This is a genomic window from Halomonas maura (assembly GCF_030409305.1).
Taxonomy (GTDB): Bacteria; Pseudomonadota; Gammaproteobacteria; order Pseudomonadales; family Halomonadaceae; genus Halomonas; species Halomonas maura.
On the sequence record NZ_JAUFPQ010000013.1, the window covers coordinates 300773 to 325258 of the forward strand.

General features: G+C 71.2%; 23 protein-coding genes and 1 other RNA gene. 14 read left to right on the forward strand and 10 right to left on the reverse strand.

Features of this window, described 5'->3' with window-relative positions; translation table 11 throughout:
* Window positions 1-30 precede the first annotated feature (30 nt).
* Window positions 31-1545 carry a threonine ammonia-lyase, biosynthetic gene (ilvA, locus tag QWY76_RS08295; protein WP_290310660.1) on the forward strand — a complete coding sequence of 505 codons (1515 nt, stop codon included), beginning with the start codon at window positions 31-33 and terminating at the stop codon, window positions 1543-1545.
* Window positions 1546-1901: 356 nt separating this feature from the next.
* Here ilvA and QWY76_RS08300 read toward each other — a convergent pair whose 3' ends face one another.
* The 3 genes from QWY76_RS08300 to QWY76_RS08310 form a co-directional block, all read right to left on the reverse strand.
* A complete protein-coding gene (locus QWY76_RS08300; RefSeq protein WP_290310661.1) occupies window positions 1902-2534 on the reverse strand; it encodes a 5-formyltetrahydrofolate cyclo-ligase in 633 nt (210 codons plus the stop codon).
* 8 nt (window positions 2535-2542) lie between these two features.
* Window positions 2543-2727: non-coding RNA, 6S RNA (ssrS, locus tag QWY76_RS08305), on the reverse strand.
* Between the two features lie 45 nt (window positions 2728-2772).
* Window positions 2773-3072 (reverse strand): cell division protein ZapA, encoded by a 300-nt coding sequence (locus QWY76_RS08310; protein ID WP_290310662.1) that lies wholly within the window; start codon window positions 3070-3072, stop codon window positions 2773-2775.
* 154 nt (window positions 3073-3226) lie between these two features.
* Between QWY76_RS08310 and QWY76_RS08315 the strand changes: the two genes are divergently transcribed.
* The 4 genes from QWY76_RS08315 to QWY76_RS08330 all read left to right on the forward strand — a co-directional run bounded on the left by QWY76_RS08315 (window position 3227) and on the right by QWY76_RS08330 (window position 7734).
* Complete coding sequence (locus QWY76_RS08315) at window positions 3227-3808, forward strand: UPF0149 family protein (RefSeq protein ID WP_290310663.1); 582 nt, start codon at window positions 3227-3229, stop codon at window positions 3806-3808.
* 49 nt (window positions 3809-3857) lie between these two features.
* A complete protein-coding gene (locus QWY76_RS08320) occupies window positions 3858-5195 on the forward strand; it encodes an aminopeptidase P N-terminal domain-containing protein (protein ID WP_290310664.1) in 1338 nt (445 codons plus the stop codon).
* 65 nt (window positions 5196-5260) lie between these two features.
* Entirely contained in the window at window positions 5261-6484 is a 1224-nt protein-coding gene (ubiH, locus tag QWY76_RS08325) for a 2-octaprenyl-6-methoxyphenyl hydroxylase (RefSeq protein WP_290310665.1), read from the forward strand.
* Window positions 6481-7734 carry a UbiH/UbiF/VisC/COQ6 family ubiquinone biosynthesis hydroxylase gene (locus QWY76_RS08330; protein ID WP_290310666.1) on the forward strand — a complete coding sequence of 418 codons (1254 nt, stop codon included), beginning with the start codon at window positions 6481-6483 and terminating at the stop codon, window positions 7732-7734. Before ubiH ends, QWY76_RS08330 begins: the two co-directional genes overlap by 4 nt.
* Before the next feature lie 68 nt (window positions 7735-7802).
* On the opposite strand, the gene QWY76_RS08335 is transcribed toward QWY76_RS08330, so the two are convergent.
* The 3 genes from QWY76_RS08335 to gpmI form a co-directional block, all read right to left on the reverse strand.
* Window positions 7803-9125 (reverse strand): S41 family peptidase, encoded by a 1323-nt coding sequence (locus QWY76_RS08335; protein WP_290310667.1) that lies wholly within the window; start codon window positions 9123-9125, stop codon window positions 7803-7805.
* Between the two features lie 132 nt (window positions 9126-9257).
* Entirely contained in the window at window positions 9258-10418 is a 1161-nt protein-coding gene (locus QWY76_RS08340) for a murein hydrolase activator EnvC family protein (RefSeq protein ID WP_290310668.1), read from the reverse strand.
* Window positions 10415-11989, reverse strand: a complete 1575-nt coding sequence (gene gpmI, locus QWY76_RS08345) for a 2,3-bisphosphoglycerate-independent phosphoglycerate mutase (RefSeq protein ID WP_290310669.1) — start codon at window positions 11987-11989, stop codon at window positions 10415-10417. Before gpmI ends, QWY76_RS08340 begins: the two co-directional genes overlap by 4 nt.
* 212 nt (window positions 11990-12201) lie before the next feature.
* Between gpmI and QWY76_RS08350 the strand changes: the two genes are divergently transcribed.
* From QWY76_RS08350 to ruvX, 8 genes are all read left to right on the forward strand, one after another.
* Window positions 12202-12624: a rhodanese-like domain-containing protein gene (locus QWY76_RS08350; RefSeq protein ID WP_290310670.1), complete on the forward strand. Its 423-nt coding sequence runs from the start codon at window positions 12202-12204 to the stop codon at window positions 12622-12624.
* A 44-nt stretch (window positions 12625-12668) separates the two neighbouring features.
* A complete protein-coding gene (gene secB, locus QWY76_RS08355) occupies window positions 12669-13187 on the forward strand; it encodes a protein-export chaperone SecB (protein WP_290310671.1) in 519 nt (172 codons plus the stop codon).
* A 10-nt stretch (window positions 13188-13197) separates the two neighbouring features.
* On the forward strand, window positions 13198-13923 hold the full coding sequence (locus QWY76_RS08360; protein ID WP_290310672.1) for a 16S rRNA (uracil(1498)-N(3))-methyltransferase: 726 nt from the start codon (window positions 13198-13200) through the stop codon (window positions 13921-13923).
* Between the two features lie 113 nt (window positions 13924-14036).
* Window positions 14037-14705 (forward strand): CvfB family protein, encoded by a 669-nt coding sequence (locus QWY76_RS08365; protein WP_290310798.1) that lies wholly within the window; start codon window positions 14037-14039, stop codon window positions 14703-14705.
* Window positions 14706-14789: 84 nt separating this feature from the next.
* On the forward strand, window positions 14790-15746 hold the full coding sequence (gshB, locus tag QWY76_RS08370) for a glutathione synthase (RefSeq protein ID WP_290310673.1): 957 nt from the start codon (window positions 14790-14792) through the stop codon (window positions 15744-15746).
* A gap of 18 nt (window positions 15747-15764) precedes the next feature.
* On the forward strand, window positions 15765-16688 hold the full coding sequence (locus tag QWY76_RS08375; protein ID WP_290310674.1) for an energy transducer TonB: 924 nt from the start codon (window positions 15765-15767) through the stop codon (window positions 16686-16688).
* A 17-nt stretch (window positions 16689-16705) separates the two neighbouring features.
* Window positions 16706-17263, forward strand: a complete 558-nt coding sequence (locus QWY76_RS08380; protein WP_290310675.1) for a YqgE/AlgH family protein — start codon at window positions 16706-16708, stop codon at window positions 17261-17263.
* Window positions 17264-17416: 153 nt separating this feature from the next.
* Window positions 17417-17863 carry a Holliday junction resolvase RuvX gene (gene ruvX / locus QWY76_RS08385; RefSeq protein WP_290310799.1) on the forward strand — a complete coding sequence of 149 codons (447 nt, stop codon included), beginning with the start codon at window positions 17417-17419 and terminating at the stop codon, window positions 17861-17863.
* 83 nt (window positions 17864-17946) lie between these two features.
* Here ruvX and pyrB read toward each other — a convergent pair whose 3' ends face one another.
* Window positions 17947-18975, reverse strand: coding sequence for an aspartate carbamoyltransferase (gene pyrB, locus QWY76_RS08390; RefSeq protein WP_290310676.1), 1029 nt, complete (start codon window positions 18973-18975; stop codon window positions 17947-17949).
* 142 nt (window positions 18976-19117) lie between these two features.
* The gene (locus tag QWY76_RS08395; RefSeq protein WP_290310678.1) at window positions 19118-20884 is read right to left on the reverse strand and encodes a SulP family inorganic anion transporter; all 1767 of its coding nucleotides are present in this window, start codon (window positions 20882-20884) and stop codon (window positions 19118-19120) included.
* Window positions 20885-20993: 109 nt separating this feature from the next.
* Here QWY76_RS08395 and QWY76_RS08400 point away from each other — a divergent pair, with 109 nt between their 5' ends.
* Window positions 20994-21830 (forward strand): LysR family transcriptional regulator, encoded by an 837-nt coding sequence (locus tag QWY76_RS08400; RefSeq protein ID WP_290310679.1) that lies wholly within the window; start codon window positions 20994-20996, stop codon window positions 21828-21830.
* Between the two features lie 163 nt (window positions 21831-21993).
* On the opposite strand, the gene bhcR is transcribed toward QWY76_RS08400, so the two are convergent.
* The gene (bhcR, locus tag QWY76_RS08405) at window positions 21994-22830 is read right to left on the reverse strand and encodes an HTH-type transcriptional regulator BhcR (RefSeq protein WP_290310680.1); all 837 of its coding nucleotides are present in this window, start codon (window positions 22828-22830) and stop codon (window positions 21994-21996) included.
* 276 nt (window positions 22831-23106) lie between these two features.
* Window positions 23107-24453, reverse strand: a complete 1347-nt coding sequence (locus QWY76_RS08410; RefSeq protein ID WP_290310681.1) for a uracil-xanthine permease family protein — start codon at window positions 24451-24453, stop codon at window positions 23107-23109.
* Window positions 24454-24486 lie beyond the last annotated feature (33 nt).

Sequence of the window (24486 nt, forward strand, 5' to 3'; positions counted from 1 at the left end):
CCTCTCGCGTCACCCCATTGGGATATCAGGATGCTCGAAGCCACCGTCAAGAAGATTCTCCAGGCCCGGGTCTATGAGGCCGCCCGGGAAACGCCGATCTCGCCGGCGCCCTTCCTCTCTCGCCGATTCAACAACCAGATCCTGATCAAGCGCGAGGACCTGCAGCCGGTCCACTCCTTCAAGATTCGCGGTGCCTACAACAAGATGGCCCAGCTCACCGACGAGCAGAAGGCCAAGGGCGTGATCGCCGCCTCGGCGGGCAACCATGCCCAGGGCCTGGCCATGGCCGCCAAGCAGATGGGCGTCAAGGCGGTCATCGTCATGCCGCGCATCACCCCCGAGATCAAGGTGGCCGCGGTGCGCGCCCGGGGCGCCAGGGTGGTGCTCAAGGGCGACGCCTTCGCCGAGGCCGCCGCCCATGCCCAGGAGCTGATCGCCGAGCACGGCTACACCTATATCCCGCCCTTCGACGACATCGACGTCATCGCCGGGCAAGGCACCGTGGCGGTGGAGATCCTGCGCCAGCACCCGGGCCGCCTGGACGCCATCTTCGTGCCGGTGGGCGGCGGCGGGTTGATCGCCGGCGTGGCCGCCTACGTCAAGTACCTGCGCCCCGAGATCAAGGTGATCGGCGTGGAGTCGGAGGACAGCGCCTGCCTAAAGGCGGCCCTGGACAGCGGCGAGCGGGTGATCCTCGACCAGGTCGGGGTCTTCGCCGAGGGCGTCGCCGTGGCGCAGATCGGCGAGGCGCCCTTCGCGGTGATGCGCGAGCTGGTGGATGACGTCATCACCGTCAACACCGACGAGATGTGCGCGGCGGTCAAGGACATCTTCGAGGAGACCCGGGCGGTCTCCGAGACCTCCGGTGCCCTGTCGCTGGCCGGCCTCAAGAAGTACATCCAGCAGACCGGCGCCACCGGCGAGACCCTGGTCTGCATCAATTCCGGGGCCAACACCAACTTCGACCGCCTGCAGCACATCGCCGAGCGCACCGAACTCGGCGAGCAGCGCGAGGCGATCCTGGCGGTGACCATCCCCGAGAAGCCGGGCAGCTTCAAGAAGTTCTGCCGCACTATCGGCAAGCGCATGGTCACCGAGTTCAACTATCGCTATGCCGATCCCGCCCAGGCGCACATCTTCGTCGGCGTCCAGGTCAAGCCCGGCGGGGAGGATCGTCAGGCGGTGATCGACAAGCTGCGCGAGGCCGGCTACCCGGTGGAGGATCTCACCGACAACGAGCTGGCCAAGCTGCATATCCGCCACCTGGGGGGCGGACGGCCCCAGCAGCACTTCGACGAGGAGGTCTATCGCTTCGAGTTCCCCGAGCGCCCCGGCGCGCTGATGAACTTCCTCACCCACCTGCCCCAGGACTGGAACATCTCGCTGTTCCACTACCGCAACCACGGGGCCGCCTATGGACGGGTACTGGTGGGCATGCAGGTGCCCAACGGCGATCGCACCCATGTCGAGGAATACTTCGACGACATCGGCTATCGTTACTGGAAGGAATCCGACAACCCCGCCTATCGCCTGTTCATGGCCTGAGGCCTGCCGGGGTAAGCGCTGACATACCCCGGGTGGCGGGCCACACCTGGCATGATTTTACTCATGCGTTGAGCATGAAAGTTGTCATGTCCAAGGGCTTTCGCTAGGCTTCCGTCGGCGACAGGCGACGCGCCTGTCGCCTGAGTGCGACCCGAACAACATGGTGGCCGAAGGGAGTCGAGGGATGAAGCGCAAGCCCGATCTTGTCATGACGCTGGTGTTGATCTTCGGGATCGGGGTGGTGGCGACCGGCTATGCCCAGGCGCTGGCCGGCAACTGAGACCCGGGGCTGGATGACGAAAGGCGGCCGATGCCCTGCATCGGCCGCCTTTTGCGTTGCGAGCGTGGCCAGCACCTCAGGGGCGCAGGACGTGGTTATCGCTGACGATGGCATCCAGCGGCACGTCCCAGGGGGCCACGGGCAGCCGGGCGACGCGCTGGCAGTCGTGGGCCAGGCCGATCAGCCTCGGCCGGGGGCCGGGCCGGCGGGTGAAGGCCAGGGTGCGGTCGTAGAAGCCCCCGCCCATGCCGATGCGCTGGCCGTGGTCGTCGAAGCCCACCAGCGGCACCAGGATCAGGTCGAGGGTCCAGGGCGCCCGGCGGCGTGCCCGGTGGGCGCCATGGCGGGTGCAGGGCTCGGGGATGCCGAAGCGGTTGGTCACCATCGGCGTGCCGCGATGGTAGTGGACGAACCACAGGGCGTTATGGGTGAGCGGCCGGAGCACCGGCAGGTAGACGCGGGCGTTGCGGCCGTGCAGCCAGCGCATCAGCGGGGTGGGATCGATCTCGCCGTCGTTGGGCAGGTAGAGGGCCACGCGCTTGGCGTGACGGACTTCCGGCAGTCGGCGCAGGCGCTGGCATAGCCGGGCGGCGGCCTGGCGTTGCTGCCTGGCGGTCAGGGTACGGCGACGATGCCTGAGCTCGCGGCGCAGCTGGCGGCGGGCGTCGTCTCGTGTCTCGGGTGCGGCGATTTCCTGCATGTCGGTCATGTCGAATGAAGTTCCCCAGAGTGCCGCTGTCGTTCTGGCCCTTGAACCCAGTGGTTCAAGGTGGGTGGCCGCAGCCGAACCGTCAGGCTTTCCGTCGCACGGACATGCACACGGGCTCGGCTAGCATTTGGCCCCCTGGGTATTGCTCATAGGCTCGAGGGACTATAACGACTGGCGCACACTCCAGGGAACGTCTCCATCCTAGCAGAGCCACCGAGCGGGCCAAAGTGAAGAATCCTCAGCGACCGGGGGCATCGGCCAGGGCGCGCTCCAGGCGCTGGCTGAGTTCGCTCAGGCTGTGCTCGCCGGCGCGGCGTTCGTCCAGGGCCTCGAGAAGCTCGTGAGTGATGTTCAGGGCGGCCATGATGGCGATCTTCTCCCGGTCGACCACCTTGCCCTGGGCATGGATGCCCTGCATGGCGCGATCCAGGTAGCGGGCGGCGCGCTCCAGCTTGTCCTGCTCCTCGGGGGGGCAGGCGATGACGTACTGGCGTTCCAGCAGGGTGATCTCGGTGGTGGGCCGCGAGGCGTCGGTCATGGGGTCTCCGGCGGGGGCCGCGGCAGCGCCCTTGCGGGTGCGCGCCATAAGGCCCCGATGCGTTAACATCGTGGTCATCACGAATATCAAGTCACTATAAGAGAGCCGTTTGCGGGCGGTCAACGCGCCGCGCGGCTCCAGCACGGACGGTTCCATGTCACTGATCAACGAACGCCAGGATTTCTCCGATATCGCCGACACCTTCCTGCTGCATGGCAGCATGCAGTCGCCGGCCTTCCTCGATGGCCGCCTGTGCGCCTCCCTGGCGCTGCACGACCTCAGCGCCGAGGCCTGGCTGGAGGCGGTCTGCCTCAGCCTGGGGGTCGAACAGCCGCGGGACGAGGCCGCCGCCGAGCGGCTGCTGGGCTGGCGGCGCCAGACCCTGGAGGCGCTGGCCGGCAGCGAGCTCAACTTCGAGCCGCTGCTGCCGGACGAGCTGTTCTCGCTGGCCGAGCGGGCCCAGGGCCTCAAGGACTGGACCCAGGGCTTCCTCGAGGTGATCCAGGATGCCGGCGAGGCCCCTCAGCGGGGCTGGTCCGAGGCGCTGCGGGAGGCCATCGACGATCTCCAGGGCCTCACCGCCATCGACACCGAGATCGACGACAGCGCCGAGAACGAGAACGACCTCTTCGCCCTGACCGAGCACGCCCGCATGGCGGCCATGCTGCTCTATACCGAGCAGCACCCCGGCCAGCCCCAGGTGGAGCCGGTGGACGACCCCGCCCCCCGGCACTGAGTCCCGTGTCGCCCGCCTCGCCGCCACCCACCCCGATCCAGGAGTCGTCATGTCCGCCGAGTCCCTGCCCCGCCCCGCCCCCATCGGCCTCGAGGAGTTCCGTGAGCGCCGTGGCCGGCTGATGGCCCAACTGCCGCCGGATTCCGCCGTGCTGCTGCCGGGGGCCTCGCTGGTCACCCGCTCCCGGGACAGCGAGTTTGCCTTCCGTCAGGACAGCGACTTCCACTACCTGACCGGCTTTCCCGAGCCCGACGCCCTGCTGCTGCTGCTGCCCGGCCGGGAGGCCGGCGAGAGCGTGCTGTTCTGCCAGGATCGGGATCCCGAGATGGAAGCCTGGACCGGCCGTCGCCTCGGCGCCCGGGGCGCCGAGCGCCACCACGGCATCGACCAGGCCTTCGAGAACGCCGAGCGTGACGCGCGGCTCACCGAACTGCTGGACGGTCGCGCCTGCCTCTTTCTGCCCCTGGACGACGGCAAGGCCCTGCGCCTCGCCGAGCGGATTCGCGGCAGCCTGCTGGCCGGGGCGCGCCGCGGCGCGCGGGCCCCGCTGTCCTTCGCCGACATCGCCGGGCCCATCCACGAGCTGCGCCTGGTCAAGAGCGCCGCCGAGCTGGCGCTGATGCGCCATGCCGGCGAGATCACCGGCCTCGCCCACCGTCGCGCCATGGGCGCGGCCCGTGCCGGCCTCGCCGAATACCAGCTGCAGGCGGACCTCGAGCACGAGTTTCGCTGGCAGGGCGGCAGCGGCCCGGCCTATGCCAGCATCGTCGCTGGCGGCGCCAATGCCCGTGTGCTGCACTACATCGAGAATCGTGAAGCGCTGCGGGGCGGGGAGCTGGTGCTGATCGACGCCGGCGCCGAGTTCGATCTCTATGCCGGCGATGTGACCCGCACCTTCCCGGTCGACGGACGCTTCTCTGCGGCCCAGCGCGCCCTCTACGAGGTGGTGCTGGAGGCCCAGGAGCGAGCCATCGCGGCCGTGCGCCCGGGCGCCACCCTGGGGGGCATCCATCGCGGGGTGGTGCGGCAGCTCACCGAGGGCCTGCTGCGGCTGGGGCTGCTGGAGGGCGAGCTGGAGTCCTGTCTCGAGGCCGATGCCTGCCGCCGCTTCTATCCTCACGCCACCTCCCACTGGCTGGGACTCGATGTCCACGACGTGGGCGGCTACCGCCTTGACGGCGCGCCCCGCCCGCTGGTGCCGGGCATGGTGCTGACCATCGAACCGGGGCTCTACGTGCCGGAGGACGAGGACCTGCCCGAGGCCTTCCGTGGCCTCGGCATCCGCATCGAGGATGACGTGGCGGTGACGCCCGACGGGCATGAGGTGCTCACCGACTCGGCGCCCAAGCGGGTGGCCGATATCGAAGCCCTGATGGCCAAGGAGTAACCAGCTGACCGATTGGTCGGTCTGTCATTATGTAATGTACATTACGGAATAATGGAGGATGTCGCATGAGCGAGTCGGCCGGGGGCGAGGCCCCGCGTCGCGTGGATATCGCCATCATCGGCGGCGGGCTGGTCGGGGCCAGCCTGGGCTGTGCCCTGGCGCCGCTGATCCGGCGGCTGGGCCTGTCGGTGGCGGTGATCGAGGCCGCCCCCCTGCCCGTGGACCTGGCGGCCCCCTGGCAGCCGAGCTTCGATGCCCGCGCCAGCGCCATCGCCCAGGGCTCGGTGCAGCACTTCGACGCGCTGGGGCTGTGGCCGGCGATGGCCGAGCAGGCCGCGCCCATTCGCTGCATCCACGTCAGCGAGCAGGGCCGGCTCGGGGCGACCCGGCTGCGTGCCGAGGAGCTGGGCAGCGAGGCGCTCGGCCAGGTCATCCCCAACGCCTGGCTGGGGCGCGTGCTGCACCGTCGCCTCGGCGAGCTGCCGCTGGACTGGCATTGCCCGGCCCGGGTCGAGACGATCCGGCCCGTGGCCGGCGGCCATCGGCTGGGCCTGTCCGACGGCGCCCGGCTCGAGGCCGGCCTGACGGTGCTCGCCGACGGTGGCCGCTCGGGCCTCAAGGAGCGGCTCGGCATCGCGAGCCGTGAGCGGCCCTACGAGCAGGTCGCGCTGATCGCCAGCGTGGCGGTCGACCGGCCCCATGACGGCATGGCCTTTGAACGCTTCACCACGGCCGGCCCCATCGCCCTGCTGCCGCTCAGGGGGCAGGCCATGGAGCTGGTCTGGACCCACGCGGCCGGCCGTGAGCGGCCCCGACTGGCGCTGGAGGACGGCGACTTCCTGGCCCAGCTGCAGGCGGCCTTTGGCGACCGGGCCGGACGCTTCCGCCGGGTGGGCCAGCGCCACGCCTATCCGCTCTCGCTGGTCACCGCCCGGGAGACGACCCGGCCGGGGCTGGCGGTGCTGGGCAACGCCGCCCACGCGCTGCACCCGGTGGCCGGCCAGGGCTTCAACCTGGCGCTGCGCGGCGTCATGGACCTGGTGGCGGCCATCGAGGCCGGCGCGACCCGGGGCGAGTCGCCGGGCAGCCCGCTGACCCTGGCGGACTTCGAGGCCCGGCGGGCCGGGGATCGCCACAACGTCATCCGTTTCAGCGACGGCCTGGTGCGGCTGTTCGGCTTCGACAGCCCCGCGCTGTCCCATGCCCGCGCCGCGGGCCTGGTGGGGCTCAACCTGGTGGGACCGCTGCGCCGCACTCTGGCCCGGCGGGCCATGGGGGTGGAGCGATGAGCGTGTCAGGCGAGAAGCCGCTTCCCGCCATGGCGGGGGAGGTGATCATCGTCGGCGGCGGCATGGTGGGCGCGACCCTGGCCTGCCTGCTCGGCCAGGCCGGCATGCCGGTGACCCTGCTGGACGCCCGGGAGGGGCCCCTGGATGCCGCCGCGGCGGGACGCGGCCAGCCCGGCCTGCGGGTCAGTGCGCTGACCCCGGTGTCCCAGCGGCTGCTCGACGGGCTGGGCGCCTGGTCGTGGATGCGCGCGCGCCGCGTCACCCCCTATCACCACATGCAAGTGTGGGATGCCGAGGGGACCGGCGCGGTGAGCTTCTCCGCCGACCGGGCGGGGCTGCCGGTGCTGGGGCATATCGTCGAGAACGATGTGGTGGTGGCGGCCCTGGAGGCGCGCTTGGCCATGCTGCCGACGGTGCGGCGGCGCTTCGGCGCCCGGGTGACCGGCCTGGAGGACACCGACGGGGGGCGTGAGGTGGTGCTGGCCGACGGCGAGCGGCTGGCCGCGCCGCTGGTGGTGGCCGCCGACGGGGCCCGTTCGCCGCTGCGCGAGCTGGCCGGCATCGAGGTCGAGGCCCATGACACCGGGCACGCGGCGGTGGTCACCACGGTGCGTATCGCCCATCCCCATGGCGGCGTGGCCCGCCAGGCCTTCCTGGCCGATGGGCCGCTGGCCTTCCTGCCGCTGACCCTGGGCGACGATGCCGGCTATTGCTCCATCGTCTGGTCGACCTCCCCCGAGCAGGCCAGGCGGCTGACCGGGCTCTCCGCCGAGGCCCTGGGCCAGGCACTGGAAACGGCGATCGAGGGACGCCTCGGGGCGGTGACGGTGATCGACCGGGCGCAGGCCGTGCCGCTGACCCAGCGTCATGCCCGGCGCTATGTGCTGCCGGGGCTGGCGCTGGTGGGGGATGCCGCCCACAGCATCCACCCCCTGGCCGGCCAGGGCGTCAACCTGGGGCTGATGGATGTCGCGGTGCTGGCCGAGGAGCTGCTCGAGGGCCGCCGACGGGGCGTGGCCCCCGGCTGCGAGGCCTGGCTGGCCCGCTATGCCCGGCGGCGGCGCGGCGACAACGCCGCCATGCTCAAGCTGATGGATGGCTTCCGGCTGCTGTTCGGCGCCCGCCATCCGGCGCTGTCCCTGGCGCGCAACCTGGGCCTCGCCGGCGTCGACCGGCTGGCCCCGCTCAAGCGGCTACTGATGCAGCAGGCCACCGGCCGCCGTGGCCGCCTGCCGAGCTCCTGCCGGTAACTGCAGCTCGGCGAGCGCCCCCCCCGACGGTGCGCGCCGGATGCGGCCCTCGGCCGACGGGGGCCGCGTCATTCGGCCGGCTCGGGGGCCTCGCTCATCGGGGCATCCCGCTGGCGCAGCACATTGAGGGCCTTGAGCAGGTTGAGGGCCTCGCCGAGCTGGTAGTCGTCGCGCAGGCGATCGCTGGTCGCGCCCGCTGCGGCGCCGGCCTGCTCGCCGGTCAGGTGGCCCTCGAGGTCGGCCTCGCGCACCCTCAGGCCGTTGCCCTCGGCGATCTCCAGGCGGCCGCGGACCACCTCCACGTCCGGGACGATGCCCTGGGCCTGGATCGAGCGGCCGTCGGGCGTGAAGTAGAGGGCGGTGGTCAGTTTCAGGGCCTCGCCGTCGCCGAGCGGCATGATCTGCTGCACCGAGCCCTTGCCGAAGCTCTCGGTGCCCATCACCACGCCGCGCCGCTGATCCTGGAGGGCGCCGGCGACGATCTCCGCGGCCGAGGCGCTGCCGCCGTTGATCAGCACCACCAGCGGCACCGTGGGCGCGGCGGTCTGGCGACCGGCGGAGAAGCGCATCGCGCTGTCCGCGAGGCGCCCCTCGGTGTAGACGATCAGGCCGCTGTCGAGGAAGGCATCGGCCACGTCCACGGCGGCCTGCAGCACGCCGCCGGGGTTGTTGCGCAGGTCCAGCACCAGGCCCTCCAGCGGGCCGTCCTCGCTCAGCGCCTCGAGGGCCTCGATGACCTGCTCGCCGGTGCGCGACTGGAACTGGCTGATGCGCAGGTAGCCGTAGTCGGGTGCCAGGCGTTCGTGGCGCACGCTCTGGGTGCGGATGATCTCGCGTTCGACCTCGACGCTGCGCGGAGCGTCCTCGCCCTGGCGCATGATGGTCATGCGCAGGGTGGTGCCCGGCTCGCCGCGCATCAGCTCCACCGCCTCCTGCAGCGACAGCCCCTCGGTGGGGGTGTCGTCGATGCGCAGGATCATGTCCTGGGCCTGGAGGCCGGCCCGGGAGGCCGGAGTGTCGTCGATGGGGGTGATCACGGTCAGCTGGCCGTCGCGCCTGCCCACCTCGATGCCCACGCCGCCGAACTCGCCCTCGGTGGATTCCCTCAGGCTCTGGTAGGCCTCCGCATCCAGGTAGGTGGAGTGGGGGTCCAGCTCGCTGAGCATGCCGCGGGTGGCGTTGCGCAGCAGGGTCGCATCGTCGACCTCCTCCACATAGGCCCGCTTGATGCGCTCGAAGACCTCGGCGAAGGACTGGATCTCGGTCACCGGGAGGTCGTCCTCGGGAGCCGCGACGGCGGGAAGTGACAGGGACAGCAGGGCGACGACGGGGACCAGCGCCGAACTCAGGCGCCGCAACGGGGCGGTCAGGCCGGCGGGACGTAAGGGCATGCAGTCTCTCGCAGTTCCGGAATGGGGGCGTCCAGCATAGCGTGGTCGCGCCCGGCAATGGAATAGTGGGGCCAGGGAGCCTGCCGGACTGGACGCGGATCGGTTGCGGCCCTCGCTCAACGCCGACGGCGCCTAGCGCCGGGCGACCCAGCCGCGGGGGTCGATGGGCTCCCCGTCGCGGCGCACCTCGAAGTAGAGGCCGGCGGCGGACTGGCCACCCGAGGCCCCCACCGCGCCCAGGGTCTCGCCCCGGGACACCGCCTGGCCCACCTGGACGGCGAAGTGCTGGAGATGGGCATGCAGGGTCATGACCCGGTCGCCGTGGTCGATGATCAGCAGGTTGCCGAAGCCGCGCATCCAGTCGGCGAACACCACCCGGCCGGCATGCACCGCCGCCACCGGCGTGCCCTCGGCGGCGCGGATCAGCAGGCCGTTGCGATGCACGCCGCGGCCGCCGCCGAAGCTCGACACCACCTCGCCCTGCACCGGCCAGGGCAGCTCGCCCCGGGTGGTGGCGATGGCCGTCGACGGCGGCGGCTGCTGCAGCCGGGCCAGGCGCTCCTGCACCTGGCGCAGCACGCGCTCGGCGTGGGCCCGGTCCTGGTCGAGGGCCGCCAGGCGCGCCTCCTCGGAGGCGTAGCGCTGGTCCAGCTCGGCCACCAGGGCCTCGCGCTCGTCCAGGCGCGCGGCCAGCTCGGCGCTGCGCCGTTCCAGCTCGCCGGCCAGGGCCTCGAGCCGCTCGTCGCGGGCGTCCAGGGCGCGACGGTTATCGGCCAGCGCCGCCTCCAGCCGGGCGATCTCGTCCAGCCGGGCATGGCGGGCCTCGGCGAGGTGATTGAGGTAGGTCTGCAGGCGGTCCAGGCGGGCCGGGTCGTCCTGGTTGAGCAGCAACTTGAGCTGGGGGGTGAGGCCCAGGCGATAGAGGGCGTCGAGCTGCTCGCCGAGGGCGGCCAGCTGGTCGTCGTGCTCTGCCTGGAGCGCCTCGCGGCGCGCCTCCAGGTCCGCGACCTCGCGGTTGAGCTCGCGTCGCTCGGCCTGCAGGGCATCCAGCTGGCGATGGGTCTCGGCCAGCGCGGTCTCGACCTCGCGCAGCGCCTGGTTGGCCTCGTCACGGGCGCCGCGGGTGGCGGAGAGGTCCTCCGTCACCGCCTGGATGCGCTCGCCGATGGCATCCAGCCGGGCCCGGGCCTCCTGCTCCCCGGTCGGCGCGGCCAGGGCCGGGGCCAGGCCCAGCCACAGCAGCAGGGGCCACCATCGGGTGGCCCCGGCGCCCGGGCGCGACGCCGCCTTCACGCGTCGTCGATCAGCACCCGGCCCGTCATCTCCTCGGGGACCGGCTGGTTCATCAGGGTCAGCAGGGTGGGGGCGAGATCGCACAGCCGGCCGTCGTCGTGCAGCCGGACCGGGCGGGGCCCGACATAGATCAGCGGCACGTCGAAGGTGGTGTGGGCGGTCTGGGCGGCGCCGGTCTCGGGATGCACCATCTGCTCGGCGTTGCCGTGGTCGGCGGTGATCAGGCAGGCGCCGCCGACCTTCTCGATGGCCTCGACCACGCGGCCGACACAGGCGTCCACGGCCTCGATGGCCGCCACGGCGGCAGCGAAGTCGCCGGTGTGGCCGACCATGTCGCCGTTGGCGTAGTTGCAGACGATCAGGTCGTGGGCGCCGGACTCGATGGCCTCCACCAGTCGGTCGGTGACCTCCACGGCGCTCATCTCGGGCTTCTCGTCGTAGGTCTTCACGTCCTGGGGCGAGGGCACCAGGATGCGGGTCTCGCCCCGGTACTCCGCCTCGCGGCCACCGGAGAAGAAGAAGGTCACGTGGGCGTACTTCTCGGTCTCGGCGATGCGCAGCTGGGTGAGGCCACGCTGTTCCATCACCTCGCCCAGGGTGTTGGGCAGGTCGGCCGGCGGGAAGGCGGCCGGCGCGGGGATGTCGGCGGCGTACTGGGTCATGGTCACCAGGCTGCCGCCGGCGAGCCGCGGCCGTACCCGACGCGCGAAGCCGGCGAAGTCGTCCTCGACGAAAGCACGGGTCAGCTCCCGGGCGCGGTCGGCGCGGAAGTTCATGAACAGCACGGCGTCGCCGTCCTCGACCGCCACCGGCCGGCCGTCGACGGTGACGGCGGTGGCGCCGACGAACTCGTCGGTCTCGTCCCGGGCATAGGCGTCCTGCAGGCCCTGCTCGGCGCTGGCGGCGGTGTACTCGCCCGCGCCCTCGCTGATCAGCCGGTAGGCCTTCTCCACCCGGTCCCAGCGGTTGTCGCGGTCCATGGCGTAGTAGCGGCCGATGATCGAGGCCACGTAGCCGTTGCCCTCGCCGACCAGTGCGACGAGGCGGGCGTTGGTGCGCTCCAGGGAGGCCAGGGCGCTCTTCGGCGGGGTGTCGCGGCCGTCGAGGAAGCCATGCACATAGATGCGCCGGGCGCCGCGGCGGGCGGCCAGCTCGGCCATGGCCAGGATTTGCTCCTCGTGGCTGTGCACGCCGCCCGGCGACAGCAGCCCCATCAGGTGCACGGCCCTGTCGGCGGTGGCGGCGGCATCGAGGGCGTCGGTGAGGATCGCGTTGCGCTCCAGGTCGCCGTCCTCGATGGCCTTGGTGATGCGGGTGAAGTCCTGGTAGACGATGCGCCCGGCGCCGAGGTTCATGTGACCGACCTCCGAATTGCCCATCTGGCCGTCGGGCAGGCCCACGTAGCGGCCATCGGTATGCACCAGGGCGTGGGGCTGCTGCTCCCACAGCCGGTCCATCACCGGGGTCCGGGCGGCCAGGATCGCGTTGTCGGCGGCGTCGGGGTTGTAGCCGTAGCCATCGAGGATGATCAGTGCCACCGGGCGGGGCGTCGGGGTCGAAGCGTCGGTCATGGGGTAAGGGCCTCTTGTTGGGCGCGACGGCGCGACGGCGTAGCGGCCGTCACGGGGTCGCGACTTGCATCAGCTTGCGGCATCATATCGCACGGCCCCACCGGGCGTCATTTTGGCCGTCCGCGAAGGCCGTGGGCTTCATGTATACTGGCCGCCCGTCGGCGGTCGCCGGCCCCGTTCACCGTGCACCCGAAAAAGAGTTACCCCAAGCCATGATCGATCAGCTGTTCGAATTCGTGCAGAACCATCCGCTGCTGGTGGGCGCCTTCCTGCTGGTGCTGATTGCCTGGATCCTCTACGAGGTCCGCAACAGCACCGCCAGTGGCGTGTCCGCCAGCGAGGCCACCCAGCTGGTCAATCGCGAGGATGCCGTGGTGCTCGATATCCGCGAGTCCGGCGACTTCAAGGCCGGCCACATCGCCGGCGCCCGCAACATTCCCCAGAGCCGGCTCGACGAGCGCATGCGCGAACTCGACAAGTTCAAGAGCAAGCCGATCATCGTGGTCTGCAAGCACGGACAGAGCTCCGGCGTCGCCCTGGCCAAGCTGACCAAGGCCGGCTTCGAGCGGGTCTTCAAGCTGCGGGGCGGCATGACCCAATGGCAGGCCGACAGCCTGCCGGTGGTCAAGAAGTAACCGCGCCTCCACTTTCTCATCATCGACCCAAAGGACCCTTTCCCATGGCGGAAGACAACAACCAGAGCGGCGGCGCCAACGGCCAGGCCGCCGGCCAGCAGGACAAGCCCCAGGTGCAGTTCGCCCTGCAGCGCATCTACGTCAAGGACCTTTCCTTCGAGGCGCCGAACTCCCCCGCGGTGTTCCAGCAGCCGTTCAAGCCGAAGGTCGGCCTGGACCTGAACACCACCCACCAGCAGGTCGGTGAGGAGCTCTACGAGGTGGTGATCAAGGTCACCGCCCAGGTGACCCACAGCGAGGAAGGCACCACCTCCTTCCTGGCCGAGATCGAGCAGGCCGGCCTGTTCCGCATCGGCGGCATCGAGGGCGCGCAGCTGGACCACACCCTGGGTGCCTTCTGCCCCAACGTGCTGTTCCCCTATGCCCGCGAGTGCATCGACAACCTGGTCAACCGTGGCGGCTTCCCCCCGCTGATGCTGGCGCCGGTGAACTTCGAGGCGATCTACGCCCAGAAGAAGCAGCGCGAGGCCCAGCAGCAGCAGGGCGAGCAGGCCACCCAGTAAGCGCCCGGCCATGAAGGCACCGCGCATCCACGTCGCCGCCGCGCTTGACGCCGGCGGCGACGTTGTCCTGCCGGAAGGCGCCGCACGCCACGTCGCGCGGGTGCTGCGCCTCGGCGAGGGCGCCCCCCTGGTGCTGTTCGACGGCGCCGGCATGGAGGCCGAGGCGCTGCTGGTCGAGGCCGGCCGCAAGCGGGTGGTGGCCCGGGTCGAGGCGCTGCACGCCGGCCGCGGCGAGTCGCCGCTGGCGGTTCACCTCGGCCAGGCCATCTCCAAGGGCGACCGCATGGATTACGCCATCCAGAAGGCCGTGGAACTGGGGGTGGCCGCCATCACGCCGCTGTATACCGAGCACGGCGACGTGCGTCTCAAGGGCGACCGCGAGGCCAAGAAGCTCGCCCACTGGCAGGCGGTGGCCGCCAGCGCCTGCGAGCAGTGCGGCCGGGCCACCGTCCCGCCGGTGCACCCGCCCCTGGCGCTCGCCGACTGGCTGGCCGGGCGCGACGAGGCGCTGCGCCTGGTGCTGCATCCCGGCACCCCCGGCGCGCTCGATCGCCAGGCGACGACCGCCTCCGCGGCGCTGCTGATCGGCCCCGAGGGCGGGCTCTCCCCGACCGAGCTGGAGGCCGCCACGGCCGCCGGCTTCGCGGCCCTCTCCCTCGGCCCGCGCATCCTGCGCACCGAGACCGCCCCGGTGGTCGCGCTGACCCTGCTGCAGGATCGCTTCGGCGACCTGTGATCGACGCTTTTCCCGCCCACGCCCCGCGCCCATAATGGCGGGACACTTCCTGCGGAACCCGCCCCATGTCCGACTCCCGTGATCGCCGCGCCGGCACGCCCCGCCGGGAACCCATGCGCCGCGCCCGCGAGCCCAAGGCGCGCATCGGCGAGGTGGCCTACCTGCCGGTGGTGACGGTCAACGACACCGGCGCCTTCCTCGACTGGGGGCACCCCCGGGACCTGCTGCTGCCCTACGGCGAGCAGCGCTTCCGGCCCGCGGTGGGCAAGCGCGTGCTGGTGATGATCCGCGAGGACGACCGCGGCCGTCCGGTCGCCACCCAGCGCCTGGACCGGCACCTCGCCGATGAAGCCGAGGGGCTCGCCGCCGGCGATGCCGTGGAGCTGGTGATCGCCGAGGGGACCGACCTGGGCTTCAAGGCGGTGGTCGACCATCGCTTCTGGGGGCTGCTCTACCGTGACGACGTGACCCGGCCGCTGCGCCGCGGCCAGCGTCTCCGGGGCTACGTCAAGCGCCTGCGCGAGGATGGCCGGCTGGACCTGTCGCTGCTGCCGCCGGGGCCGGCGCGCCTCGACGTGGTGGGCGAGACGGTGCTCAAGGCCCTGCGCGAGAGCGGCGGTTACCTGCCGCTCTGCGATGCCAGCCCGGCCGCGGCGATCAAGGCCCGTCTCGGGGTCAGCAAGAACGCCTTCAAGCAGGCCATCGGCCGACTCTACAAGCAGCGCCGCATCGTGATCGAGGCCGGCGGCATCCGCTTCGTCCCGGGGGGCGATCGAGGCTGAGCGCCTTGGAGTCCGTGACGGCCCTGCGGCATACTGCAGGCCTCCTATCCTTGCCGAGCATGCCCGGCGCAGACGAGTAGACCGATGAGCGAACGCCCCCTCAGGGTCGGTGTGGTGATGGACCCCATCGCCGACCTCAGCTACAAGAAGGACTCCAGCCTGGCCATGCTGTGGGCCGCCCAGGATCGCGGCTGGTCGCTGTACTACATGGAGCAGGAGGATCTCTTCCTGCGCGATGGCCGGGCCCATGCCCGCCTCAGTGCGCTGGAGGTGTTCCGCGACCCCGAGCGCTGGTATGCGCTGGGCGAGGCCGAGGCGCGTCCGCTGGCCGAGCTCGACGTCATCCTGATGCGCAAGGACCCGCCGGTGGACGGTCACTTCCTGAATGCCGTGCACCTGCTGGGCTTCGCCGAGCGCGAGGGCGTGCTGGTGGTCAACCCGACCCGCGCCCTGCTCGAGTGCAACGAGAAGCTCTTCGCCCAGCAGTTCCCCCAGTGCTGCGCGCCGACCCTGGTGTCCTGCCGCGAGGCCGAGCTGCGGGCCTTCCATGCCGAGCATGGCGACGTGATCCTCAAGCCCCTGGACGGCATGGGCGGCAGCGGCATCTTCCATGTCCTCCCCGACGGCCGCAACCTGGGCGCGATCATCGAGACCCTCACCGAGCGCGGCACCCGGCAGGTGATGGCCCAGCGCTACCTGCCGGAGATCAAGGACGGCGACACCCGCATCCTGCTGGTGGACGGCGAGCCGGTGCCCTACGGCCTGGCCCGGGTGCCCATGGCCGGCGAGACCCGCGGCAACCTGGCGGCCGGCGGCCAGGGCGTCAGCCGCGAGCTGACCGACCGCGACCACTGGCTGATCGCCCAGGTCCAGCCGCTGATCCGCGAGAAGGGCCTGATGTTCGTCGGCCTCGACGTCATCGGCGACTACATCACCGAGATCAACGTCACCAGCCCGACCTGCGTGCGCGAGATCGACGACCAGCGCGGCACCGACATCGCCGGCCAGCTGATGGACGCCGTCGCGCGCCGTCGGCGCTGACCCGGGAGGCCGGCCGCCATGGCAGCCCCCGTCAGCGATCCGATCCGCTACGCGCCGGTCACCCGCCCCCACCGGCGCTGGCTGGCGTTGTCGGTGTCGCTGCTGCTGCACCTGGCGATCATCGGCGTGGTGGCGAGTCGCCAGTTCGCGCCGTCGCCGCCGGAGCGCAGCAGTCTCGACGTGGTGCTGGTGAGCCGTCCCTCCGAGGCCCCGGTGGCGGCCGAGGCGCTGGCCGAGGCCGCCCAGCAGGCGGCCGGCGAGGTCGCCGAGTCGCCCCCGGCCGAGGCCCGGGCCGCGCCGATGGAGAGCCTGCCCGACCGCCAGGCGGCGGAGCGGGCCGTGGATCCCGCGACCCCGGCGGAGGCCGAGACCCCGACCCGCCCGGCCGACCAGGCGGCTCCCGAGGAGACCGCCCCCCCCACCGCCGAGCGGCCCCGCGAGGACCAGGTCAGCCCCGACCCGCGCGAGAGTGCGCCCCGGCCCGCCGAGCCCCCCGCCACGCCCGCGGCCACGGCGCCTTCCGCCTCGGGGCGTGATCTGCTGGCCCAGGCGACGTCCAGCATCCGCGAGCAGGGCCTGTCGGCCGACCACGCCGGCGACGCCGCCGGTCGGCCGCGACCGGCTGCCCAGCAGGCCGCCGAGGCCCGCTATATCGACGACTGGACCCGGCGGGTGGAGGACTACGGCAACCGCGTGCATCCCGCCCCCCGCGAGCTCGACGGCCAGCTGCGGATTCGCGTGGTGATCGGTCGTGACGGTCAGGTTCGCCGGGCAGAGGTGATACAATCCTCGGGACATGCCGAGCTCGACCAGGCGGCGCTGGACACCGTCCACGGCGCCGCGCCCTATCGTCCCTTCGATGCGGGGATGGGGGCGCTGGACAGCCTGTCCATCACCCGTGTCTGGCGGTTCGGCGAAGGCCACCACTACGGCGTACACTAGCCCCGCCGGGGAGTCCCATGCAAAGCTTGAAAAACCACTTCCTGATGGCGATGCCGCACCTGGAAGACCCCAATTTCGCCGGCACCCTCAGCTATCTCTGCGACCACGACGACAACGGCACCATGGGCGTGATCGTCAATCGGCCCCTGGAGCTGACCCTGGACGCCCTGTTCGAGCAGCTCGAGCTGGAGGCCGGCCAGAGCCCCCACCTCAACGCCCCGGTCTACTACGGCGGCCCGGTGCACAAGGACCGCGGCTTCATCCTCCACCGCGGCGACAGCGAGGCCTGGGACTCCAGCCTCCAGGTGGCCGAGGACATCGCCCTGACCACCTCCATGGACATCCTCCAGGCGCTGGCCGCCGGGCAGGGTCCCGAGCAGTTCCTGGTCTGCCTCGGCTGTGCCGGCTGGGAGCCCGGCCAGCTCGAGGCCGAGCTCAAGGACAATGCCTGGCTGACCGTGGAGGGGCGTCCCGATATCCTCTTCGAGGTGCCGCCGGAGCAGCGCCTGGGGGCCAGCGCCAACCTGCTGGGGATCGACCTGAACCTGATGACCCGCGAGGCAGGACATAGCTGACATGTCAGGAACGGCCTGCGCTCGCCCATGCGGCGTTGCCCGGCGACGAGCCATGCTCATTGAGCCCCGCGTCAACTCCGCTGGCTCGTCGCCGGGCGCCTTGCCTGGGCTTCGCTCGGCGCGTTCGCGAGCAGGGTGCCGCGTCGGGGAGTGGTGCCGATGAGTGGCCAGCGCCTGATCCTGGGCTTCGACTTCGGCACCCGGCGCATCGGCGTGGCGGTGGGCAACGAGCTGACTCGCAGCGCCCGCGCCCTGGAGCCGCTCCCCGCCCGCGACGGCATCCCCGACTGGACCCGGGTGGCACGGCTGGTGGAGGAATGGCGGCCGGACCTGTTCGTGGTCGGCCTGCCGGTCAACATGGACGGCAGCGAGAGCGTGATGAGCACCCGGGCACGCAAGTTCGGCAAGCGGTTGTTCGGCCGTTACGGCATTCCCTGCGAGATGGCCGACGAGCGGGGCTCCACCCGCGAGGCCAAGGCCATCGCCCGGGACGCCGGCCACCGCGGCAACTACCGCGACGACGGTGTCGACGGCCTGGCCGCGGCGCTGATCCTCGAGGCCTGGCTGGCCCGGGAGGAAGGGCTGCCGCCGCGCCCCTGACCCCGCCCTTCCCCTGAACGGAACGGGCCGGCATTCGCCGGCCCGATTCCCCCTTTCCTGCTGGCCTTCCCTGCCGGTGCCGTTCAGTCCCGGGCGTCGTCCACCCCGAAGGTCTTGGGCACGAACCAGCGCACCTCGCGCAGGTCCTTCTCCACCAGGTCCTCGACCTTGAGCAGGGTGGCGAAGATCGCCATGCGCACCGGGATGCCGTTGTCGGTCTGGCGGAAGATCGCCAGGCGCGGGTCGCCGTTGAGGTCGACGTCGAGGTCGTTGGCCTCGGCGCGGCTGTCGCGGGGCAGGGGGTGCATGACGATGGTGTGGTCGTTGCAGCGGCCGTCGAGGAAGGCCTTGTCCACGGTGTAGTCCCGGGACAGGCTGAAGCCCTCGCTCATCTCGGCGGTGAAGCGCTCCTTCTGGATGCGCGTGGTGTAGACCACGTCGACATCGGCGAAGTCGCTGGCCAGGCTCTCGCGGACCTGCACCTCCAGGCCCTGTCGCGCCACCCGCTCGATCAGGGGGTGCGGCATCTCCAGGCCCGGCGGGGCCACCAGGGTGACGCGCATGGGGCCATAGAGGGCCAGCAGCTTGATCAGCGAGTGCACCGTGCGACCGTACTTGAGGTCACCGGTCATCAGCACATGGGCCCCTTTCAAGGTCTTGCCGCGCCGGGTGAATTCCTTGTCGATGGTGTAGAGGTCGAGCAGCGCCTGGCTGGGGTGCTCGCCGGGGCCGTCGCCGCCGTTGATCACCGGCACGTTGGTGGCGCGGGCGAACTCGGCCACCGAGCCCTGCTCCGGGTGGCGCATCACGATGGCGTCGCAGTAGCCGCTCATCACCCGGCTGGTGTCGTAGAGCGACTCGCCCTTGGCCATGGACGAGAAGGTGAAGCCGGTGGTGTCGCAGACGGTGCCGCCGAGGCGGCAGAAGGCCGCGTGGAAGCTGACCCGGGTGCGGGTGCTGGCCTCGAAGAACAGGTTGCCGAGCACCGCGCCCTCCAGCACCCGGGTGACCTTGCGGCGGCTGGCGATCGGCTCCATGCGCGCCGCGACGCGCATCAGGTGATCGATAGCATCGCGTGACAGGGAATCGATGGAGAGCAGGTGGGAACTCATCGCGGGCCTCGGCTGGCGGTGGGGGACGGTCGCTAGTGTACCTGTCGCGGCCGCCGGCTTCAGCCTCTCGCGCGGGGGGCCCCACCACGCGCCGTCCCCGGCCCTCCGCTTGGGCCTGCCTCGCTCGGGCAGGCCCCGTGGCTTACCCCTCTCGCGCCAGGATGTCTTGCTCCGCAGGCAGCGGGCCGCACTCGGTGAAGACCCGCTGGTGGCAGCTCCGGCAGACGCTCGGGTCCAGCGCCGGGGCGGTGGCGCCGATCGCCGCCTCGGGCGTCTCGAAGACGCGCGCCTCGCCGAGCCGGGCCAGGTCGCCGCGACGGCGCAGCTCGTCCAGCACGGTGCCCTTGAGCGAGCTGATCATCAGCTCACCGCCCTGGTCGCGCAGGCGCCGGGCCTCCTGAAGTAGCATCTCGATGCCGGCGGTGTCGATGAAGTTGATGCCCTTGCCGATGATCAGCACCCGGGTACCCGGCGTGGCGCTGAGCGCCCTGAGGCGACGCTGCACGTGGTCGGTGGCGCCGAAGAACAGCGAGCCGTCGATGCGCAGGATCTTCAGCTGGGGGCACTGGGCGAGGTCGTAGCGCTGGACGTTGCGGATGTGCCGGCGCGGGTGGTCCTGGCGGGGCGCCACCTCCAGGACGGTGGGGCGCGAGGTGCGCTTGAGGTAGAGCACCAGCGACAGCAGCACGCCGATGTAGATGGCGAACTCCAGCGCGACCAGCAGGGTGGCGGCGACGGTCGCCGCCAGGATCATCGCCTCGTGGCGGCTGGCACGCACCAGGTGGGCGATATGCTGAGCGTCGATCAGGTTCCAGGCGATCAGCAGGATGCCGCCGGCCATGGCGGGCAGCGGCAGGTAGGCGGTGATGCCCGGGGCCAGCACCAGGATCAGCGCCAGCAGGGCGGCGGCGAACACCGAGGCCAGCGGGGTGCGGGCGCCGGCGTCGTAGTTGGCGCCGGAGCGGGTGAAGGAGCCGGAACTGGCATAGCAGGAGAAGAAGCCGCCGACGATGTTGGACAGCCCCTGGCCGATGAACTCCTGATTGCCGTCGATCACCTGGCCCGAGCGCAGGGCGATGGCGCGGGCGATCGAGACGGCCTCGATCAGTCCCAGCAGGGCGATGGCGAAGGCGCCGGAGGTCAGGGTACGCAAGCTGTCCGGCGACAGCTCGGGCAGCGACAACGGCGGCAGGGTGCCGGGCAGGGCGCCGACCAGGGCGACCCCGTGGGCCGCGCCGTCCAGCAGCCAGCAGGCCAGGCTGCCGGCGGCCAGGCCCAGCAGCAGGTGCGGCGAGCGGCGCTGGAGCCGTCGCGCCACCACCGAGGTCGTCAGCGAGATCAGGCCGATGGCCAGGGCATAGGGGTTGGTCTCGGGCAGCGTCTGCACCAGCGCCGCCACATCGAGCAGGAAGCCCTGGCCGCCGGCGATGGAGACGCCGAGCAGGTGCTTCAGCTGGCTGGTGGCGATCAGGATCGCCGCCCCCGTCGTGAAGCCGATGACCACCGTATGGGAGATGAAGCTCACCAGGCTGCCCAGCCGCAGCAGCCCCATCGCCAGCTGGATGACGCCGACCAGCAGGGTGACGGTCAGGGCCGCGGCGAGGTATTCCGAGGGCGTCAACGTGCCCAGGCCGCCGATCACGCTGGCCAGCACGATCGACAGCGCGGCGGTGGGCCCGGAGATCATGTGCCAGGAGCTGCCGAACAGCGCGGCCACGCTGGCGGCGACGATGGCCGAGTAGAGGCCGACTTCCGGCGGCAGGCCGGCGATGAAGGCGTAGGCGACCCCCTGGGGCAGCACCAGGATGGCGCCGGTGAGGCCGGCCATCAGGTCGGCGCCGAGCATCCGGCGGTCGAGGGTACGGCCCCAGCCGAGGAACGGCAGGCTGCGCGAGAGTCTGGACGCCATGGATGACAGCCTCGAGATGAGCGTGGGAGCGCCAGCCTAGGGAAAATCTGGCATGCTGGAAAACAAATTTTTTTGGCCTTCATGAACAGAAAAACCGAAGGTGGCTGCCATGGATACCCAATTGCTGGAAACCTTCCTCGAGGTCGGTCGGCTGCGTAACTTCGGCAAGGCCGCCGAGAGCCTCTGCGTGTCGCCCTCGACCGTCAGCGCGCGCATTCGCCAGCTGGAAGAGCACCTCGGGTTGGCGCTGTTCACCCGTGGGCACCACCGCATCGACCTGACCCCGGCCGGGGAGCGCATGGAACGCCATGCGCGCTTCATCCTCGGCGCCTGGGAGCGGGCCTTTGAAGACACGGCGCTCAGCGAGCGGCATCAGCGGCGCCTGGTGGTGGCCGGCGTCGCCAGCCTCTGGGACATCTTCCTGCAGGACTGGCTCACCGCCATCTACCGTGCCCATCCGACGCTGGGACTGCGCGCCGAGGAGAGCACCCCGTTGCGGGTGGTCGAGAAGCTGGAGCAGAACATGATCGACGTCGGCTTCCTCTACGACACGCCGCGCCTCCGCGGCGTGGGCGTCGAGGAAGTGGCGACCATCCCCCTGGTGATGGTCGCGAGCCGTCCCGGTATCGACGCCGAGCGGGCGGTCGGCGAGGGCTACATCCGGGTGGAGTGGGGGACGGTCTTCGCCAGCGTCCACGAGAGCCATTTCCCGCAGCGCCTGCTCGCCCGGGGGCGGGTGAACAGCGGGCGCATCGCCCTGAACCTGCTACTGGAGTGCGGCGGGGCCGCCTACCTGCCGCGGGACATCGTGGCGCCCTGGTGCCGCCGCGAGCGGTTGTTCGTCGTCGAGGACGCACCGCCGATCGAGCTCAAGGCTCATGTCGCCTACCACCTGCACGGCGAGCACCGCCAGCTGATCCGCGAACTGCTGGAGCGGCTGCGGTGAGGCGCATCGAGGCCATGCCGGCGGAAGTCAGCCTTAGCACGTCCGGCTCCTCGGTGAAGGGACGAGGAAGAACGCCGCCGGGCGCGGCAGGTGCCGCGCCCGGCTGTCATCAGCGCGCTCATTACAGCGCCACCGGCCTCCGGCCGTGGCTCGTGACGGCGGCTCAGGCCGGCAGTTCGTCCGCCTGGGGGATGCGGCCGCCCAACCGGGCAGTGATCTCGGCGGCGGCCTCGCGGACCAGCTCGCCGAGCTCGGTGAGGCGGGCCTCGGGGATCCGCGCCACCGGGCCGGAGACGGAGATCGCCGCCAGCGGGACGCCATGCTCGTCGTGGATGCAGGCCGCCACGCAGTGCAGGCCGATGGCATGTTCCTCGCGGTCGCAGGCGTAGCCCTGGCGGCGGATCTCGGCCAGGCTCGCGTCCAGGGCCGCGGGATCGTGGAGGGTGTTGGTGGTGACCCGGGCCAGGCCGCGTTCCTCCAGCACCCGTGCCAGCTCGTCATCGGGCAGCCAGGCCATCAGGGCCTTGCCCACACCGGAGGCATGCAGCGGCGCCCGGGAGCCCAGCCGAGTGATCATGCGCATCATCTGCGGCGACTCGCTCTGGGCCAGGAAGACCGCGGTACTGCCGTCGCGCACGCCCAGGTTGGCGGTCTCCCCGGTCTGCGCGGTGAGCCGGCGCAGGAAGGGGCGGCTGGTACCGACGAAGTCGCGGGCCTCGAGGAAGCTGTTGCCGATACGGAAGGTCTTGACGTCGATCTTCCACACGCCGAGCTCGTTGTCCTGGGTGACATAGCCCTGGCTCTGCAGGGCCTGGAGCAGGCGGTGGGTGGTCGAGGGGGCGAGCTCGGACTGCTCGGCGATCTCGGACAGGGCCAGGCCACCGGGGCTGCCCGCCAGGCGTTCCAGCAGGCTGAGGCCGCGCACCAGGGACTGGCTGTGGCCACCGCTGCTCTTTCCCGATGCCGGGCGTCCCGCCGTTCTGCGCTTGCCTTCACTCACTGCCTGCTCTCCCGCGTCGATGACTCCCAGGCCCCAGCATACCCTGTCATGGGCGAGCTGTCTTGCCTTCGGAAATGGTTTCCATAGCAGCGGGAGGCGGCCCAGGCGGCTGTTGAGGATGTCCGGGTGGGGAGGGGGTGGCGTTCGGCCTCTCCCAGCCCCGCCCGACCGGCGATGAGTGGCGGCGGCGGTGCCGAGGGGACCAGGACCTCGCGGTGATCGAGACCCTGGCCAGCTGCTTCTGACCGCCCCGGGCGGGGCGGTCGGCGGGGCGACTCAGACGTCGTCGCGGAAGCTGCGGTCCTGCTTGGGCAGCACCAGGTTGAGGAGGATGGCACACAGCGCCCCGGGGATCAGGCCGGACTCGATGATCGCCTGGACGTTCTCGGCGAGCCCGGCGTAGAGGCCCTGCTGGGCCGGCAGGCCCACCGCCGCCGACAGCGAGACGCCGATGATCACCATGTTGCGCTTGTTGAAGTCGATATGGGACAGCATCTTGATGCCGGCGCTGGCGATCATGCCGAACATGATCAGCACCGCCCCGCCCAGCACCGAATTGGGGATGCTCGAGATCACGGCGCCGAGCTTGGGCAGCAGGCCGGCCAGCAGCAGGAAGACGCCGCCGATGGCCACCACGAAGCGGCTGACCACGCCGGTCAGGGCCACCATGCCGACGTTCTGGCTGAAGCTGATCTGCGGGAAGGCGTTGAAGATGGCGGCGAAGACGCTGGCCAGGCCGTCGGCCATCACCCCGCCGGACAGCTCCTTGTGGGTCGGCTCGCGGTCCATGCCGCCGGCCGTGGTGCCGACGATATCACCGATGGACTCGGCGCAGGTCACCACCGCCAGCAGCACCACCGGCAGGATCGCGGCCAGGTGGAACTCCAGGCCGATGGTCAGCGGCATCGGCAGCGAGACCCAGTCGGCGGCGGCGATCTCGCCGAAGCTCACCAGCCCGAAGGCCACGGCGCTGCCGTAGCCCACCACCAGGCCGACCAGCGGGGCGGTTTCCGACCAGATGCCGCGGCCATACTGGTGGAGGGCCAGGGTGACGGTCAGCACCAGTCCGGCCAGCACCAGGTGGTGGGTGGCCCCGAAGTCCTCGGCGCCGAAGCCGCCGCCGGCATAGGCGAAGCCCACCGGCATCAGCAGGGTGCCGAGCATGATCACGAAGGTACCGGTGACCACCGGCGGGAACAGGAAGCGGAACCAGGGCAGGAAGAGGCCCACCAGCGCCATGGCGATGCCGCCGCACAGCGCCGCCCCCAGGGCGGCGGGCAGTCCCATGCCCACGGCGATCGGGATCAGCACCGGCACGAAGCCGAAGCTGGTGCCCATGACGATCGGCAGGCGGGCGCCGATCGGCCCCAGGCCGAGCGATTGCACCAGGGTGGCGACCCCGGCCACGAACATGGCGGCCTGGATCATGAAGGCCGTCTGGTCCGCCGGCAGGTCGGCGGCCCCGGCGATGATGATGGGCACGGTGACGTTGCCGACGAACATCGCCAGCACGTGCTGCAGCCCCAGCGGGATGGCCCGGCCGAGCGGCGGCATGGCATTGACGTCGTGGGTGGAGCGCACCTTCGGCGGGGTGCCCTCGGTGGTGGTGTCGGAAGTCGACATGGGGTGGTTTCTCCTGTTGTCGTTGTTGAAACC

Coding starts and splice junctions, on each gene's coding strand:
- ilvA (WP_290310660.1), top strand. CDS start 31: ATGCTCGAAGCCACCGTCAAGAAGATTCTCCAGGCCCGGGTCTATGAG.
- QWY76_RS08300 (WP_290310661.1), bottom strand. CDS start 2,534: ATGACCGACATGCAGGAAATCGCCGCACCCGAGACACGAGACGACGCC.
- QWY76_RS08310 (WP_290310662.1), bottom strand. CDS start 3,072: ATGACCGACGCCTCGCGGCCCACCACCGAGATCACCCTGCTGGAACGC.
- QWY76_RS08315 (WP_290310663.1), top strand. CDS start 3,227: ATGTCACTGATCAACGAACGCCAGGATTTCTCCGATATCGCCGACACC.
- QWY76_RS08320 (WP_290310664.1), top strand. CDS start 3,858: ATGTCCGCCGAGTCCCTGCCCCGCCCCGCCCCCATCGGCCTCGAGGAG.
- ubiH (WP_290310665.1), top strand. CDS start 5,261: ATGAGCGAGTCGGCCGGGGGCGAGGCCCCGCGTCGCGTGGATATCGCC.
- QWY76_RS08330 (WP_290310666.1), top strand. CDS start 6,481: ATGAGCGTGTCAGGCGAGAAGCCGCTTCCCGCCATGGCGGGGGAGGTG.
- QWY76_RS08335 (WP_290310667.1), bottom strand. CDS start 9,125: ATGCCCTTACGTCCCGCCGGCCTGACCGCCCCGTTGCGGCGCCTGAGT.
- gpmI (WP_290310669.1), bottom strand. CDS start 11,989: ATGACCGACGCTTCGACCCCGACGCCCCGCCCGGTGGCACTGATCATC.
- QWY76_RS08350 (WP_290310670.1), top strand. CDS start 12,202: ATGATCGATCAGCTGTTCGAATTCGTGCAGAACCATCCGCTGCTGGTG.
- secB (WP_290310671.1), top strand. CDS start 12,669: ATGGCGGAAGACAACAACCAGAGCGGCGGCGCCAACGGCCAGGCCGCC.
- QWY76_RS08360 (WP_290310672.1), top strand. CDS start 13,198: ATGAAGGCACCGCGCATCCACGTCGCCGCCGCGCTTGACGCCGGCGGC.
- QWY76_RS08365 (WP_290310798.1), top strand. CDS start 14,037: ATGCGCCGCGCCCGCGAGCCCAAGGCGCGCATCGGCGAGGTGGCCTAC.
- gshB (WP_290310673.1), top strand. CDS start 14,790: ATGAGCGAACGCCCCCTCAGGGTCGGTGTGGTGATGGACCCCATCGCC.
- QWY76_RS08375 (WP_290310674.1), top strand. CDS start 15,765: ATGGCAGCCCCCGTCAGCGATCCGATCCGCTACGCGCCGGTCACCCGC.
- QWY76_RS08380 (WP_290310675.1), top strand. CDS start 16,706: ATGCAAAGCTTGAAAAACCACTTCCTGATGGCGATGCCGCACCTGGAA.
- pyrB (WP_290310676.1), bottom strand. CDS start 18,975: ATGAGTTCCCACCTGCTCTCCATCGATTCCCTGTCACGCGATGCTATC.
- QWY76_RS08395 (WP_290310678.1), bottom strand. CDS start 20,884: ATGGCGTCCAGACTCTCGCGCAGCCTGCCGTTCCTCGGCTGGGGCCGT.
- QWY76_RS08400 (WP_290310679.1), top strand. CDS start 20,994: ATGGATACCCAATTGCTGGAAACCTTCCTCGAGGTCGGTCGGCTGCGT.
- QWY76_RS08410 (WP_290310681.1), bottom strand. CDS start 24,453: ATGTCGACTTCCGACACCACCACCGAGGGCACCCCGCCGAAGGTGCGC.